12 protein-coding genes and 1 pseudogene are annotated in these 16,924 nt (G+C 47.6%); 1 reads left to right on the top strand and 12 read right to left on the bottom strand.

Going from position 1 to position 16,924, the window contains the following annotated elements; genetic code table 11:
- The 10 genes and pseudogenes from HVA01_RS16815 to HVA01_RS16860 all read right to left on the bottom strand — a co-directional run.
- A partial coding sequence (locus HVA01_RS16815) for a transposase (protein WP_146876565.1) occupies positions 1-654 on the bottom strand: 654 nt, incomplete at its 3' end.
- A gap of 165 nt (positions 655-819) precedes the next feature.
- Positions 820-1,716: a glycosyltransferase family 2 protein gene (locus HVA01_RS16820; RefSeq protein ID WP_146876566.1), complete on the bottom strand. Its 897-nt coding sequence runs from the start codon at positions 1,714-1,716 to the stop codon at positions 820-822.
- Positions 1,717-2,670, bottom strand: a complete 954-nt coding sequence (murB, locus tag HVA01_RS16825) for a UDP-N-acetylmuramate dehydrogenase (RefSeq protein WP_146876567.1) — start codon at positions 2,668-2,670, stop codon at positions 1,717-1,719.
- Positions 2,667-3,938 (bottom strand): UDP-N-acetylglucosamine 1-carboxyvinyltransferase, encoded by a 1,272-nt coding sequence (locus HVA01_RS16830; protein ID WP_146876568.1) that lies wholly within the window; start codon positions 3,936-3,938, stop codon positions 2,667-2,669. The genes murB and HVA01_RS16830 overlap by 4 nt, the downstream gene beginning before the upstream one ends.
- Positions 3,928-4,938, bottom strand: a complete 1,011-nt coding sequence (locus HVA01_RS16835) for an ATP-grasp fold amidoligase family protein (RefSeq protein WP_146876569.1) — start codon at positions 4,936-4,938, stop codon at positions 3,928-3,930. Before HVA01_RS16835 ends, HVA01_RS16830 begins: the two co-directional genes overlap by 11 nt.
- Positions 4,922-6,226: a lipopolysaccharide biosynthesis protein gene (locus HVA01_RS16840; protein WP_146876570.1), complete on the bottom strand. Its 1,305-nt coding sequence runs from the start codon at positions 6,224-6,226 to the stop codon at positions 4,922-4,924. Before HVA01_RS16840 ends, HVA01_RS16835 begins: the two co-directional genes overlap by 17 nt.
- 391 nt (positions 6,227-6,617) lie before the next feature.
- Positions 6,618-7,716: pseudogene (locus HVA01_RS16845) on the bottom strand (IS701 family transposase); the annotation flags it as partial.
- A 1,241-nt stretch (positions 7,717-8,957) separates the two neighbouring features.
- Positions 8,958-9,674 (bottom strand): YveK family protein, encoded by a 717-nt coding sequence (locus HVA01_RS16850; protein ID WP_146876571.1) that lies wholly within the window; start codon positions 9,672-9,674, stop codon positions 8,958-8,960.
- Positions 9,675-10,298: 624 nt separating this feature from the next.
- Positions 10,299-11,321 carry an IS110 family RNA-guided transposase gene (locus HVA01_RS16855; RefSeq protein WP_146876572.1) on the bottom strand — a complete coding sequence of 341 codons (1,023 nt, stop codon included), beginning with the start codon at positions 11,319-11,321 and terminating at the stop codon, positions 10,299-10,301.
- Between the two features lie 370 nt (positions 11,322-11,691).
- Positions 11,692-12,408: a hypothetical protein gene (locus HVA01_RS16860; protein ID WP_146876573.1), complete on the bottom strand. Its 717-nt coding sequence runs from the start codon at positions 12,406-12,408 to the stop codon at positions 11,692-11,694.
- Positions 12,409-13,098: 690 nt separating this feature from the next.
- Here HVA01_RS16860 and HVA01_RS16865 point away from each other — a divergent pair.
- Positions 13,099-14,529 carry a phosphomannomutase gene (locus HVA01_RS16865; RefSeq protein ID WP_146876574.1) on the top strand — a complete coding sequence of 477 codons (1,431 nt, stop codon included), beginning with the start codon at positions 13,099-13,101 and terminating at the stop codon, positions 14,527-14,529.
- A gap of 192 nt (positions 14,530-14,721) precedes the next feature.
- On the opposite strand, the gene glyA is transcribed toward HVA01_RS16865, so the two are convergent.
- Positions 14,722-15,987, bottom strand: coding sequence for a serine hydroxymethyltransferase (gene glyA / locus HVA01_RS16870; RefSeq protein ID WP_146876575.1), 1,266 nt, complete (start codon positions 15,985-15,987; stop codon positions 14,722-14,724).
- Between the two features lie 403 nt (positions 15,988-16,390).
- A complete protein-coding gene (locus HVA01_RS16875; protein WP_146876576.1) occupies positions 16,391-16,690 on the bottom strand; it encodes a nucleotidyltransferase domain-containing protein in 300 nt (99 codons plus the stop codon).
- Positions 16,691-16,924: the final 234 nt, after the last annotated feature.

A 16,924-nucleotide genomic window follows, 5' to 3' on the forward strand; every position in this document is an offset into this window, starting at 1 on the left:
ATCACTACAAACCCGTTCGATGCGTTCTTTGAACGCGGTCGGGATACTGAGAAGAAAGTCCATCACCGTTTGCTTACGCCGATCAGACAGGATAGCCAACACCCTCATCTGACCGGCTGCGTCCAGGGCCGTCACAACGCATACAAAATTCCGATGACCTTTGCGGAGCGCAATTTCATCAAGACCAAGCGTGGTAAAAGGGGCAAGGTGTTTCCAGTCCAGTGTTTTGTCGACATAGCGATCAATACTCCCTTCCACAGCATCATAGCTTACTTGGCCACAACGACTGACATCCGAGACAGTCGCGTTCATCAGCCTTTTCAATAACCATTGATCCAGTGCCTTGGTATGCGGACTGTTAGGCGAGTACCACTCAGGTTGTTGAGTGGTACTCGGATGCCCATCACAATCACGACACACGTAACGCTTGGGGCGTAACTCAATGAATACCTTGCGTTCCAGGATGGGTAGATGCTGCAGCCGCACCGGGCGGTCATGGCCATGAAAGGCTGTGATTTTGCGTTGGCAGTAACGACAATAGGTAAAGGTCGGCGTACTTTTCACCTCCAGGATCAATTCACCCTGTTCTCCGTCTCGTACGGAAGTAATTTCGACGTCAGGCAGATCGAGGGGTATTTGGAAGTGAGCTGGCATCAATATGCCTCATAACTTGATGAGTGTCTGGTTATACTACATGTTGTGGGTGACCACGGAAGATCCCAACGAGCCAACGGAACTTCATGCTCATCGTCCTGGTTCAATAGTCAGGCTTATAAGCATAGCGGAAAATTTATGTTCGGCTACTTACTAAACATAAAACTACTTACCTAATATATTTTTGTGCAATTGAAAGAATGAAGAGGAAAAATATCTAAACCACATGAAAGATTTTCGAAAGTTCCTTCTTTTTAATAAAGATGCAGCATACCTAGCACTTTGATACAAGTAGTATGGCTGATATGGTTTAATTTGTTTAGCTCTTAAATCTAGCGAATCAACAACCTTTTCTCGGTCAGAGCTTCGATTAATTGCAGCTTCTTTATATAAATCCTGTGAAAACTTATGAACAGGTGAAAAGCTGAAACCATCATTAAATTCAATTTTCTTATACAACGGTTCATCGATTGCTTTAATCTCACAAACACTTAAAATTCTAAAATACAAATCCCAGTCTGAACAATATTTAAATCTAGTATCATACCCACCAGCCTGCAAGTAACTATATTTACGGTACATTATTGTACCGTGTGTAAAAGGTACATTTTTTTTAAGTTCTTCGACTTTACTTGTGTCGATTGGTGGCCTATATTTAATTTTCTTCATTCCTTCTATACCTACATCGAACCCTGAGCCCACAGCACCAACGTTTTCATCGTTGGACAAAACTTCATACTGTTTTCTTAAGCGGTTTGCATAAGATAAATCCCCGGCACCTTGTATGGCTACAAAGGGGGCTCTTGACTTCTCCATAAGCATTTTTAACGTTTTAGTAAATCCTTCATTTTCTTTATGGATAATTGTCAGCTTAGGATCACTGTAAGAATCTAATATCTTTTTTACTCTTGGATCAGTACTGCCATCATTGGATATAATGATCTCATAGTCATCAAAGTCTTGGTTCAACAAACTATCTACTGTGTCTTTAATATAATCAGCGCGGTTGTACCAAGCACATACTATCGATACTTTTGGTACTGCTTTATTTTCTGTACACATCTAAATTCTCTTTATCTCACCACAAGCATTTACATGCTTTGGCTCCACTTCCATTAAGTAGCCCGTTTTTTCATATACTTCTTCACGCATCATGTTAATAAGCTCCAGAATATCCTTAGCTGTTGCTGAGCCAATATTTACTATAAAGTTAGCGTGTTCCGGTGATATTTGCGCACCACCTATATTTAAACCTTTTAAACCGGATTCTTCAATCACTTTTCCTGGTGGACCATATTGCTTATACATGGCTGGATTACTGACAAAAACAGAGCCGCAGTTCGGTAGTTTTCGTGGGAATTTTTTACTTCTAGAACGAAGTATAGAAAGCATTTCGGCATGCATAGTTTTTTTGCTGATGGTAGGCGCAAGCTCTAAGCCAACTTCTAGGATAACTTCATCTAACTCTTGAAAGATTGAGCTTCTATAACCAAACTGGCATTGTTCATTATTATATTTTTTTATTTTGCCTTCTGTACCAGCAGTTTTCACGTAAGTAATATTGTCGCCAATCCCTTTTCGTTGGCTCCCCCCGTTCATTACTACTAAACCACCTAATGTACCGGGGATACCACATGTATGCTCAATACCTGCCAAACCGCCCTGCATTGCAAAGCGTGCCAGTTTGGGTGCCCACACCCCTGCTTGCGCAGTAATGATATTACCATCTAACTCTACTTTAGAAAAGTCACTACCTATTTTAATGAATACTGCATCAATATCTTCATCGGTAAATAAAAGATTAGTGGTATTTCCTATTACTAAGCTAGGTAGTTGATTCTCTGAAATGAATTTTCTTAGCGCAAGGGTTTCTTCTACACTTGTAGGCCGAACTAAAACTGTAGCCCTGCCACCCACTTTCCAATTACTGAATTCAGCCAGAGAAACGCCAGTTTGCACTTGCAATTTCTTAATGTTTTTTAAAGCCTCAATGGCAGAACTAGTGACTGGGTTCATAATTCTTTAATTTCACCAGAACAAACAGCACCTAATGATTTTAGCTTTGGAATTAAATTCACATACCCACGACCTATTTGCCATGCATCTGTAATTGTGGTCTCGCCTTCTGCTGCCAGCCCACATAGCGTCAATGCAATCCCAGCGCGCAAATCCAAAGCTTTAACTTCTGCCCCAACCAAGCCGCCACCCTGACCATAAATTTTGAGCATGTCCCCTGCAACGTCGTGCTTCAGCCCCATTCTGGCCATTTGTTCTGCGTAACCGTAACGACCTGGGAAGCGAAGGTCTATGATTCTCGACTCTCCGCGCGCTTGAGCGGCCCAAGCTGCCAAAATAGGCTGCACATCAGAGTTAATTCCTGGGTGGGGGCCAGTGCTGATTTCGATCGGATAACAGTGGCCACCACGCACAATTAGCGAATTTTCCCCTTTGTAGAGTTTCGCGCCAGCTGCTTTTAGATGAGCAAGCACCACTTCTAGATCCTGATAAGGGAAGTCATTGATTTCAATATCCCCTTTGGTAATCATCGCAGCAGCCAGCCAAGTGATTGCCTCCATGTTGTCAGCAATGACTTTATGCTTCGCACCAGTTAACCCTTCAACGCCGGTAACCTCAATATGCTCTTGGCCAAAAACTCTAATTTTAGCGCCCATGGTGTTGAGCATATTTATTAGGTCAATAATCTCGGGGCGAATGTGTGGGTTCCATATCCGGGTAACCCCTTGGGCGAGACAACTAGCAATCACCGCATTTTCGGTGGCACCTGTTGAGCGCATGGGTAAATCGATATCAGCGCCCTGCAAACCGTTCTGGGCTTCGGTACAAAGATACTCGCCTTCCTCGTAAACGCGTGCACCTAGCTTCTCTAGTAGCATGACGTGCAGGTCGTATTTACGCTCACCAAGCTTGCAGCCGCCCGGTAAGGGAACCTTAGCGTGACCAAAACGTGCTGTTAGTGCGCCAAGTATTAATAACGTATTTCGAATTGAGCGGCCATGCCATATTAGCTCAGACTTTAACTGACAACGCTCTTGAATTTGAATCCTAGTGTTGGTAAGTAGGACTGTTTCTTTGCCTAAGGCACTCAACATATCAACATGTATTTTTGCATCTAGCAATTCTGATGGATAGTTACTGAGCTCTAACGTTTCACTAGTCAGAATACTGGCTGCGAGCAGACGTAAAGCTGAGTTTTTTGCACCAGCAAGATCAACTGAACCCTCAAGCCGACTTTTATTTACTTTCAGCACCGAACTATTTTTCATAAAAACCACAATACTCACTATTATCTAGCAATTTATCACCTAGTTTTTCTATATTTGGATAATTCCACTTTTCACCTAGCTCTAGTGCAACCTCTGGGTCAGTAAAAAGTCCAAATCCTGACGTTGGCGTTTGTGTTAGCTCGCCAAAATATACTTTTCCATTATGGAAATAAAGATCAACCCTAATAAAGCTAAATTTCTCTGCTATTTTTTCCGCTTTCTCTAAAAGCAAATTAAATTTAATTAAGTCTAATTTGAAATCTAAATTAGGCTTCGGATAAACGTATGTCCACTTTTCTTCCTTACCTTCCCTAGAAAAACACATTATTTTTGGTTTGTTAGATTCATAGAAAGTGATTTGCATAAATGCAGCTTTTCCATCAAAACAGAAAAACTTATAATCTAAAGGCATTTCTCCGTCTTTACTAGCAATGCTGTCTTCGACAATAAAGCCACGCTTCATCGAATTTGCTGCCCAAATTAACCTCCCTACTGCATAAGGCGAATCATACCATTCCTGTAAGATGTCCTTATATTGCTGCAATTCTTCATTTGAGCTAACAAATAAATTCATACCAGAAGCCCAAGCAGCTTTTACCACAACTGGCCTATCTATAGGAAGGCTTAATACTTCCTCAACTGAATAAGCTACATTTGCATTTATTAGATCTACCAGCCCTAAATAAGATTGCTCTCCTAGCCATTTCCGCACCTCTATTTTACATGTGACTATTGGCCAAATAGGATCACGAGAGAATAGACGTCGATGGATAAGCTTTTCATTAAGTGTTTTAGGGTTAAATAAGTTAGGCTCATAGCCAAGGGTTACCTGGCTTCTCAGCCTAGTGTATAAAAAACCACTTTTCAACTCGAAGTCAAACATATCCTGATAGTTGTTTATATTTTTATTTACATAAGCACTTACCAGCTTATACTTAAGCATTGAATAACCGAGATAAGGATTTAAAAGTGCAGTATAGATCCTACTTACAACCTTCATTTATTTCTCCACTTGCGGCTCTAACTATATAATAAAAAACCATGGTCATTTGAAATACAGCGTACATGATGGAAAAAACCACAAACCATACAACAAATTCGTATGCTGTTAAGCTAAAAGATTGAAAAATCAAATATACAAAAAACAATCCAATAAACCGAATTAAATTAATTACCAAAAAGACAAACTGGGCCCCCACTACATTAAGAACTTGTACTAGTGGGGTTGAAACAAGCATTACTAATATGTATGGCGCCAATACTTGTGCATACTCACCTGCTGCATACCAATCCTCCCCAAAAATAGTAATGAATAGCCAAGGAGCTAAAATTGTTAAGAGAAGCAAAGGCAGGAAAGAAATCAATAAGATATTCTTTGCAACATTTATAGAAATTCTTTTAATTTTATTAAAATCCCTTTTTCCGATAGCGGCAATTTCTGCATAATACGCAGTAGAGGTAGCAGTACCTATTAAGCTTGCAGGCACCATTAATGCCATTTTAGCTAGACTAAACTGACCAACAGCTACTGGGGAAAACAAAGTTGCCATCATTATTACTGGTGCTTGTACTGATAGCACCATTAAAACCTGTGATGGTAGTCGATACCAAACAAAAACCTGGTAGTATTGCACGACAAACTTCTCTTTTCTGTATCGAATTTTCGGTATGTAGCTTCTAAAGTCTGATCGTGCATTTTTAATAAAGCTTGTTACGCCTGCACTTTGACTTAAGAATTGGCCAATTATTAACCCACCGGGTTTGAGCGCGAATATACCCAGCCCTATTTTTACGAGAGTTCCTATTAACGATTGAGTAAATTGTGTTTTGGAAATGACTTTATAATCTTTCTTTCGTGTTGCCCATAAACTGAGAAGTTCATATAGAGCAGCACCTGCCACGCCCAGCACAATCAACCACCACCATGGTAGTAAAGCTTCCATATCGAACCAGCCTAGAACTGACTCTCCCCACATGACCAGCACTACTGTTAGCACGATCGAAAACAAAACAATGAGCTTTAAGCAAACCGAAAACAGGTTAAACGCCATAACGTCGGTTTTTGGTAAGGGGATGGCTTGGACATAGCGCAAAGTCATTACAGGCACGAGAATGGCGATAAAGGCTGTATATAGCGCCAACACACCAAAATCTTCGGGTGAATAAATTCTTGCCAGAATTGGTATGCTTAATAAACCGATTATACGTGCAAGGCCAGCTCCAACCAGCAAGGTCAGCATTCCCTTGAATACGTTGCCAGCTTCTCCCTTGAACATTCGCTTAAACATGTACTTAGTTTGCCTTCTCACTTGCTTCGTGACCTAAGAGTGTCAGGTATTTTTCTCATGTGGTTTTAGCATTAATCAATGATTTGATGAATGGATAAATGACCCAGCCCCTTTGGTGAGCGTTATACAGGGGTGGGTAAAAGCTAAAATGTTCTAGTACTACAGCCGTAAATATTGCAGTGATCGTCCATGCATTGCCATCCGGGCTTGCTGCCGTCGACAGTGGCACTGCCAAGCCCGGTACTGGTGCTTTCGTCGCCAGTCCGACCAATTAAGCACATGGGACAAGACCTGCGGTTCTTGCCATAGCCACCTCCTTATTAGCCGTCTTAGCTCGGATAGTGTCCACTGGACCCTGTCGGCAACGGTTTTTTTGGTGCTGGCTCGCCTGTCGAATCGCCGCTAGCAGGGCGTGGGCCAGTAGCGACAAGGTGATGTGACGATGCCAGCTGGCCCATCGACTCACCTCATATTCCTCCAGGCCGCACTCACCCTTGGCTGTCTGAAAACCCTGCTCAATTTTCCAGCGATGACCCGCAACCTGCACCAGGGTTTCTAACGACACCCAGTTCCTGGGCGCATGAACCACATAATAGGCTAGCTCATCCGGTTTCGAGAGGCTGCGTCGAATCAGGAGATAATGTCCCCAGCGGCGCGCCTCTTCCGTGGGCTGCAATATAGTACGCCCAATCGTACCAGCGTTCGCCCTTGCTGCCTGAGCCGGCGGACAAGGTCTGCCTTGAGTCTTCTGGCAGGGCCGCCGCGATCTCGTCAGCTCGCGTGTACTGGAAGCTCTGCCACCACAAGGGTTCGCTGCAAGCCACCTCTAAAACAAAAGGTTGTGATCGCTCCTCCAGCCATAAGCGCAGGCTGCGGTTGCCAGCATAGACGCTATCCCCCGTAACCCAAGAGGCCGGAACCCCTTGGTCCAGCGCACGTTTCAGCATCCGGCGCGCGAGTTCAGGTTTGCTAGCGAACTCGACATCATCGGGTATGCCGGCGCGTCGGCAACGCTCACGATCCTGTGTCCAGGATTTAGGCAAGTATAAGACGCGATCCAGGAAGGCATGCCCTGACTGGCTAGCATAAAGAAGAAAGACGCCGATCTGGCTATTCTCGACACGGCCGGCGATATCACTGTACTGGCGCTGCACACCGGCCGAGTGTCGACCTTTCTTAATAAAGCCGGTCTCATCCAGGATCAAGACACCGTTAGGTGAGCCCAAGGCATCGATGCCCCATTGACGAAGGACATCGCGTGCCTTGTCCGCATCCCAGCGGGCACGATCCAACAAGTACTGCACCCCATCTGGGGTGATATCGCCAAGCCATTCGGCCAGATGCCAACTATTTTTACGTTCACACTGACTGAGAAGTCCCTGAATATAGCGTAAGGCACGGTCACGCGTCTCAGAACGCAGGAAGAGAAGGCCTGACCGCTTTGTCAGGTCATCCAACAACGCTGAGACAGAGAGATCAACCTCTTGCATTCTTCACCCTGTAATCGCTTCCATATCAATCACATGCACTGTAGCTTATGCAGTTACGGCTGTAGTACTAGTTCACTTTGGTTACGCGAATACTTATATCTTTTTCCCCTAGATACCATTGCACAAACTCGGCTATACACCTTTGATTTTCGTTTCTGGTTAGCCGGTATATAAGCGTAGGCCGATGGTAGATATTTTAAGTTCATTAGCTGAAAACGTACAACCAGTAGCGTCGTGCCACTCTGTTTGCCCACCTCGGCGGCGACAGTGACTGTCAAAATGGACGTGGAGTCATTAACTACCTAGTCAAAACGTTGGCTGGCCTGTTCGAAAAAATTCGCTAAATCGCTGGTTAAGCAGTAACTTTGAAGGGTTGGTCAGCGCCGTGGTTAATTTAATCTAGCTCTTATTGGTTGCCTTCATGAATTACCTTATCAAATGTGGCTTTACAGGAAAGCAGCAACATTAGGCACAAGTTGTATATAGCAAACATGCCTACATTGCTTAATTATAACTTATTTATAGCGATTTTTTTGAATTAGACATTGTTTGAGTGAACTACTAAAACTGTGACTAAGGCAGATTTTCCTGCACTTTTGCAGGTTTTGACGTTTCGCCATATCCCTGTAATTTTGCAGACCGACCCAGCATTTTTACGTGATGCTAGCTTAGATCGGCATGGTGTGGCGGCGTGTGATCCTGCAATTTTGCAGGCTTTAGCATTTCACCGAATGGCCTGCAATTTTGCAGACCACTGATGTATTTTACGAACCCACACACTAAGAGAAAAACATAACCCCTTGATTTTAATTACTTATAGCGATAAGCGGGGGGGTATCAACACTATCCGCGCAGGGAAAACGCATGAAAAACTTCCTAGCGCGATAACGATTGCTAAGTAACTTTTATCAAGCACCGCTTTCTTCTGTTTCCGCCCGCTTGCCCCTTTTAAATTTTTTCGCCTTTGAGGTAATTCAGCTCGATATAGCGCATTTTTGCGAGGTTTTCTGCTGCTTCACCACGGTGAATTTTGCAAGCTTGGCGAAAATCGGGAACGATTGATAAATGGTGGATAAGAGACGGTGTCAGTATAAAAAACGGTTAGATAACCATGGTAAAGGGCTATGGAGCCCATTGTAGAGAGGTTTTGATGACAGGAGTTACCATATATTACTATCTAGTGAAAGAGCCACCTCAGTCACTAAACCCCTCTCGACTGCAGGCTCCCCTTTTTATAAAACCTATGGCTCCGCTTGATTTTGTGATTCTTTCTTTAGGCTTTCCCGAACACGAGAAACAAACTCGGCAAAGAATGCGACCACTACACCAACTATACTACCAAGCACAATGCTAAGCACTAATATAAATTTAACATTAGGGCCTTGCGGTGGTGTCGTTTGTATAAGCGTTTCAACTGCCAGTGAAATTCGTTCTGAAGGTATCAGTTGTAGTGCTTGGCTTTCTTCTTGGAACAGGGGTGAACGCTGTTGGCCCAAGTTGCGTTGCAAGCGGTCATGCCGCTGGACAATGGGTTCTATCAAGGCTTCATGAAAATCTGCCACTGCGTTGCGCTGCGCTGCGCTGCCTTCAGTAGTGAGCGCAATAATATTTGAGTTACCGCTATAGGTGACGCTTGCTGTTAACGCATTAAACTCAGCATTCTGTTGCGTTGCTGTGGGGATTATGGCGCCGTTTAGCTGATCTGCTATGGAAACAAGTGGCTCAATAAGCTGCGATGGCGTTTTATAACCAACGGCTAACTGTGTGGTGTATCGAAACCTCTCTGCTCCGCTTGGCTCTTCAGTGTTTTGAAGCAGCACCCAGCCAGCTGATGCCAGCACCACCAGTGCAAACGTACCTAACAGCCACCAGCGGCGGTGAATCAAGATTTTGGCTAAATCTACCAGTGATATTTCATCATCATGGTAGGTATCGCGTGAAGGATGCTCATTGTTCATTCTGCTTAACCTCTCCTTGTTAAACTTCTAGGCACGCTACCGCCCTGGGATTGTTCTGGGCGCTTTCCCTTGCCCTTATCTTCGCTTGCTTTTCGCAGACCATTGCTACATCCGGTCACTGCGTTTTTGTTAAAATTCCCCTGGCGCCACGAAATAGCCTCACCTGCAGGACATTTGACTATCTTCGCTGGGAGCAACATAAGCCCTAGCGCTAGCCTACCTAAGGCGCAATGTTACCTTATTCAATATATGAGGGGCGAGTCTTTCTGCGTTACCGACAGGTGCCAGTTTTAGTTGGCGAAACCAACGGATCGCGAGCTGAAGCTCCCTATATGGACCCGTCCCGTTGAGCAAGCAAGCCACGAGATGGACACGGATGAGGACTGCACGCTTATATCCGGCCTTTAATGATAGCGCTGCTATCTGGCCCTGATGGAATGCGCACTCTCTGATCTTAATCTCCCACGCGGCCTCTCATTGGGCCTAATAGCTTTACAGAGTGACAGAGAGTCGGTCTTACCTGTGTGCCATCAACTGTCTTACTCACGCAACCTCGGGTGTGCTTACTTCAAACGACAATATGACTTTTTCTAAGTGCCTCGTAGAGGCCGCTGCCTATCTCTTTCATGCTTGATAAGGTCGTTGATAAGCGAGTATCGACCAGCAAATTCGCGCCATTTTGTTCGCTAGAGCGACGATCGCCTTACGCTGACCCACTCGTGCTGCCAACCGAATGATCCATTGCGCCAGTCGGTCGGGGTGTTCTTGACGTTGAAATTGCCTTAACGCAGCTCTCGCTCCGTGCACAAGTTGGCGCCGTACCTCGCTATTGCCACGCTTGGTGATGCTTTTTAAAACGTTCTTGCCGCCACTTGAGTACTGCCGTGGCACCAGACCAATAGAGGCGCTAAATTGCCGTCCATTAGGGAAACGTGTGGGATCCCCCATATGACTGACAAGCAACGTGGCATTGACAGGACCAATGCCAGGAACGCTCATCAACTGCTTCATGCAGGGCGTGGCCTGAACATACGCCACGAGTCGTTTATCGTACTCGGCGATTCGCGTGTCGAGTGCTTGCCACTCGCCTAAAAGGTCATGCATTACGTCACACAAGGCGGCTCCCAACTGTTCGTGACACTCGTCTAATAATCGGCGTATATCGCCTTGCCGGATGACACGATGGCCTTGAACCACAATGATGCCAAACTCATTTAACAGCCCGCGTAGCTCGTTACCCACGGCCGTCCGAGCACGTACAAGGCGGCTGCGTACCCGATGCAGTGCTTGTAGCGACTGTTGTTCCGGTGTTTTCACCGTTACGCGCCTTGTCGCCGGGCGCGCAGCAGCCTCAGCAATACCGGCGGCATCTCGCGCATCATTTTTATGGCCCTGAATAAACGGTTTGACCGCTTGTGGAGGGAGCAGTTGTGCATCGTGACCAAGCTGGCGGATTTCACGCGCCCAATAGTGAGCGGAGCCACACGCTTCCATCGCCACGATGCAGGACGGAAGGTTCGCCATCATGGTGCTCAATTGATCACGTTTGATCTTTTTGCTAAACACTTTATGACCACTGTCATCGACCGCATGAAGTTGAAAAACATGCTTGGCAAGATCAATACCCACAATGCTAATGTTGTTCATGGATGGACCCTCTTTCAAGATGCCGTCAGTGTTCTGCGCACGTTAGATGAAGTACTTCTTCATCTTGGCACAGGGGGACGGGTCCATCCCATTTCCCACAAAATATTGGCACCGCCTCCCACAAAATAATCCCACAAAATGATGGCACTCCTTTTTTTAACCCAACAAATAACGGGTGGCCCATCAGGGCCACCCGTTATTTGTGGCTATCCTTAACCAAGGGTGTCGTTATAGCGGCTTACTTGTAAACAGGCCGCCGCGCGCAGACTTCGGCGGCTTTAACCAGCACCTGGGCTTCAATGGCCGCGTAAGCGACTTACTCAACATGCATCAGCTCGACTCTTGGGAAGTCCTGGTAACGTATAATCAATCATGCGAGCTCCGAGAGCTTCGCTTGGTTTTGTGATTCTTTCTTTATGCTTTCCCGAACACGAGAAACAAACTCGGCAAAAAATGCGGCCATTATACCGGCTATGCCGCCCAGCAGAATGCCAAGCACTAGTATCAATTTAACATTAGGTAGCGTTTGTATAAGTGTTTCAACTGCCAGTGAAATTCGTTCTGAAGGTATCACTCGTATTACCTCACGTTCTCCTTGGAAAAGGGGTGAACGCTGTTGGCCCAAGTTACGCTGCAAGCGGTCATGCCGCTTGACAATGGGTTCTATCAAGGCTTCATGAAAATCCGCCACTGCGCTGCGTTGCCCTACGCTACCTTCAGTAGTGAGCGTAATAATATTTGAGTTCTCATTATGGGCGATGTTTGCGGTTAACGTATTAAACTCATCATTCTGTTGCTTTGCTGTGGGGATTATGGCGCCGTTTAGCTGTTCTTCTATAGAAACGAGTGGCTCAATAAGCTCTATTGACGTTTTATACCCAACGGCTAGCTGTGTAGTGTATTGAAGCCGCTCTGCTCCGCTTGGCTCTTCTGCGTTTTGAAGCAGTACCCAGCCAGCTGATGCTAGCACCACCAATGCAAACGTACCTAACAGCCACCAACGGCGGTGAATCAAGATTTTAGCTAAATCTACCAGTGTTATTTCATCATCATGGTGGGTATTGCGTGGGGGTTGCTCTATGCTCACTCTGTATAACCTCTCATTTTAAACGTCTAGCCACGCTTCCACCCTGGGATTCTTCCGGGCGCTTTCCCTTGCCCTTATCTTAGCTAGCTTTTTGTAGACCATTGCTGCGTTCGGTCACTGCGTTATTATTAAAATGCCCCTGGCGCCACGGGATAACTTCACCCGAAGGACGCGCGTCTATCTTCGCCGGGAGCGACATAAGGCCCTACTGATGGCCTACCTACGGTGCAATGTTAACTTAACTAATATAACGGGGCGAGCCTTTCTGCGTTGACTTCAGGTGCCAGTTTTAGTGGCGAAATCAACAGATCGCGAACTGAAGCTCCCTCCAACAAAATACGAGCACTCCTTTTAACCCAACAAATAACGGGCGGCGCTTTCGCTGCAATCACATGTATCAACGGGCCGCATTAGCCACCAGGGAACGCCGTCGACTGCAGCTTCTTCTCGCGCGTCGTTTTCCGCCGAGAGAATCACGCCGCTACGGTGCCTGTCGACACGAAACTGTTTTTCAGTCTGGTTCGCTCTAGCCGAGAAAAACTGAGCCAAGAGGCTCGTAAAATGGGCAATGCCTATTAAAGAAACGTATTTTAGTTGCGCATAGCGCTGCCAGAATAGGATGTTAAACTCATCGGATGCGCTTTTACGCTGATTACTTTGTGAATCATTTATTGCCCCAGGAGAAACACGTTGAGTTCAGTACGCTCCTCTACCGCCATAGTCAATGAGAGCGGCATTGCTTTTGGTACCAGCGGCGCGCGAGGGCTGGTTGAACAGTTTACCGATGAGGTATGCGCTGCGTTTACCGTGGCGTTTATTACTGCCATACAAAGATTCTTTAGATTTGATCGCATTGCGATTGGCATGGACCGCCGCCCCAGCAGCCCAGCAATGGCAGCCGCCTGTGCCAGTGCCGCGCATGCCTTGGGAATACAGGTGGATGACTATGGCGTACTACCAACCCCCGCCCTGGCGTTACAGGCGATGGCGGATTGTATTCCCTGCATCATGATTACCGGCAGTCATATTCCGTTTGACCGTAACGGCATCAAGTTTTATCGCCCCGATGGCGAGATCACCAAAGCTGATGAAATCGCCATTCTTAATGCCGAGGCGGCAATGCCAAGCCTTTCGGCCCCAGCGCGCGGCGAGGTTTCTGAAGTAGCCAATCAAGCTTACACAGAGCGCTTCACTTCATGGTTTCCCGGCAAACCGCTAAAAGCCTGGCGGGTAGGTTTGTACCAACACTCGGCCGCCGGGCGTGATTTAAGCGCACACATTTTGAGCGAGCTGGGCGCGGAAGTCGTGGTATTAGGCCGCAGTGAGGCTTTTGTTCCCGTGGATACTGAAGCCGTTAGCGATGAAGACCAGGCTCAAGGGCGTGCCTGGGCAAACCAGCACCAGTTACATGCGCTGTTTTCCACCGATGGCGATGGCGACCGCCCGTTGCTGGGCGATGAAACAGGCACTTGGCAGCGTGGTGATATTTTAGGCTTACTCTGCGCCCGTGCATTGGAAATCGAAGCACTGGCTGTGCCGGTAAGCTGTAATACCGCCATTGAAGCCTGTGGGGCCTTTCAGGTCGTTGAACGCACGCGTATTGGCTCGCCGTATGTGTTGGATAGTATGGCCACGCTCAGTGAGCGGTTTGCGCGAGTGGCCGGATTTGAAGCCAACGGCGGTTTCCTATTAGGAAGCAGGCTGGAGGATGACGGCCGTCAGTTAGCCGCTCTGCCCACCCGCGATGCACTGCTCCCCGCGCTTACACTGATGGTGGCGGCGGCTGAGCGTGGTGCCACCCTTTCGCAGCTATTTGCCGACCTACCTGCGCGCTATACCGCCAGTGACCGGCTAAAAGATTTCGCCACTGAGAAAAGCCATGCGCTACTGGCCGAATGGCAAGCTTCGCCTGAGCTTATGCAGCAAACGTTAGGGTTAGAGGCTACCATCGTTAGCTTGGACAGCACCGATGGGCTAAGAGCCACGCTTGAGAATGACGATATTGTGCACCTTCGCCCTTCAGGCAATGCGCCGGAGCTGCGCTGCTACAGTGAGTCCACCTCTCAAGAACAGGCATCAGCACTGGTGAAGCGGAGCTTGGCTGCGCTTGCTAAGCTTTAGCTTTCGTCATTGATTGAGCAGTAGTGAACCAGGGAGCCGTTGATGGTGGCGAAACCAACCAATCGCGAGCTGAAGCTCCCTCCCACAAGGGCTCAAACACCGCTTTTAAGCCAATAAAAAACGGGCGCTTCTTTCGAGGCACCCGTTTTTCATGGTTCTCCTTAGCTTAGCCAAGAAGACGTCTATAGCTGCTTACTTATAAACAGGGAAACGGGCGCAGACTTCCGCCGCTTTATCCAGCACCTGGCCTTCAATGGCGCTGGTGTCTTCGCCTTTGGCCAGCACGTCGAGGATATCGCAGATCCAACCTGCCAGGTCGCTACATTCCTGCTCGCCGAAACCGCGCGTTGTCACGGCCGGGGTGCCAATGCGCAGGCCTGAGGTGACGAACGGGCTTTGCGGGTCGTTGGGTACGGCGTTTTTGTTCACGGTGATGTGGGCACGGCCTAAGGCGGCGTCTGCGTCTTTGCCGGTTACGCCTTGCTTGATCAGCGAAAGCAGGAACAGGTGGTCTTCGGTGCCGCCGGAGACGATGTCGTAACCGCGGTCGATAAACACCTTGGCCATGGCCTGGGCGTTTTTAATCACCTGCTGCTGGTAGGTTTTGAACCCAGGTTCCATGGCTTCTTTGAAGCAGATCGCTTTGGCGGCGATAACATGCATCAAGGGGCCGCCTTGGCCGCCGGGGAACACCGCTGACTGCAGCTTTTTCTCAATATCCGCGTCGTTTTCAGCAGAAAGAATCACGCCGCTACGCGGGCCACGCAAGGTTTTGTGGGTGGTGGAAGTGACCACGTGGGCATGGGGCAAGGGGCTGGGGTAAACGCCCGCCGCGACCAAGCCTGAAACGTGGGCCATATCGACTAGTAAGTAAGCACCCACTTCGTCGGCGATCTCGCGGAACTTTGCCCAGTCGACAATTTGCGAGTAGGCGGAGAAACCGGCAATGATCATTTTGGGCTTGTGCTCACGCGCCAGCTGAGCAACCTGTTCGTAGTCGATCAGGCCCTGTTCGTTGAGGCCGTACTGAATGGCATTGTAGTGCTTGCCGGAGAAGTTCGGCTTGGCACCGTGGGTCAGGTGGCCGCCCGCGTCTAAGCTCATGCCTAGTATGGTGTCGTTGGGCTTGACCAGCGCTTGGAACACCGCGCTGTTGGCTTGCGAGCCCGAGTGGGGCTGTACGTTCACGTAGGTAGCGCCGAACAGCTCTTTGGCGTAATCGATGGCCAGATTTTCAGCGATATCGACGAATTCACAGCCGCCGTAGTAACGCTTACCGGGATAGCCTTCGGCGTATTTGTTGGTTAACTGGCTGCCTTGGGCTTCGAGTATGCGGGGGCTGGCGTAGTTTTCGGAAGCAATCAGTTCGATGTGGGCCTCTTGGCGCTCCACTTCTTTCTGCATGGCGTCAAAAAGCACATCATCGAATCCGGCAATTGTCATATCGCGGCTGAACATCGGCGGGGAACCTCGTAAGAAGGGTCGGTCATGGAAGAGTATGGTGGCTATGATAACTCAGGCGAGCGGGAGTTTCATCGCATCTGCGTCAGGTCGTACATGAGCGGCTTTCATCTTGAAGGCTTGAGGAAGAGCCTGGGGGTGGCAGCGTTCGTTTGTGGCTGTGGAGTGTAGTTATAAGCAGGATCTAGGTGCTTGTAGCGGGTTTTGTGGGTGTTCAATTTATTGGTTGATCAGGAAGGATCGGGGCATTGCAGGTAATTGCTTGCAGATGACCAGATCGCCCGACAAGTCGAGCTCCTACGTTGGTTGGTTGCTTGTAGCGGGTTTTGTAAATGCTTGATCTCTCTTTCCACTACACGACTCAGAAACCTCAGCCTTTCTTGGCTCTCTGGCGATAAATTCACAGCGCTATTCCTTGCGACTTGGCAACCTGATGAATGACAGCTTTCGGCATATTGGGTGCGTCCAGAAGTACGTCTATTTTCCTGTCCCCCAATTGTTTGATGATTTTTGCCTGCAGCTGAGCGGTTTCCCATGCAGGGTGCTCTACGACGCTTTTAACCGTCACCAGCAAGTCGATATCACCGCCTTTGGCATTATCATCTGTTCTTGAACCAAACAGCGAGACCTCTGCCTGGGGCCCGAAAACTGCCTTGACCGATGCTTTGATTATCTGGATTTCGTGCGCATTCAATCTCATGGCATGATTACCTAGTGATAATGATGGCTCTGGCTATGGTGACTGCTCATATCATACATTCTCTTAATAATAGGCACTACGTACCGACCAATAAGCTGCCGAAGGTGGTTGCTGTTAGATGGCCTGATGAGCCTATGGGATGCCTTTTTGGCCTTTGTGGGAGGGAGCTATAGCTCGCGATTGTTTGGGCTGACAGCCTTGATAAGCCTGTTGGGGTGCCTTTTTAGCCCTTGT

Source organism: Halovibrio variabilis (assembly GCF_007991175.1).
Taxonomy (GTDB): domain Bacteria; phylum Pseudomonadota; class Gammaproteobacteria; order Pseudomonadales; family Halomonadaceae; genus Vreelandella; species Vreelandella variabilis.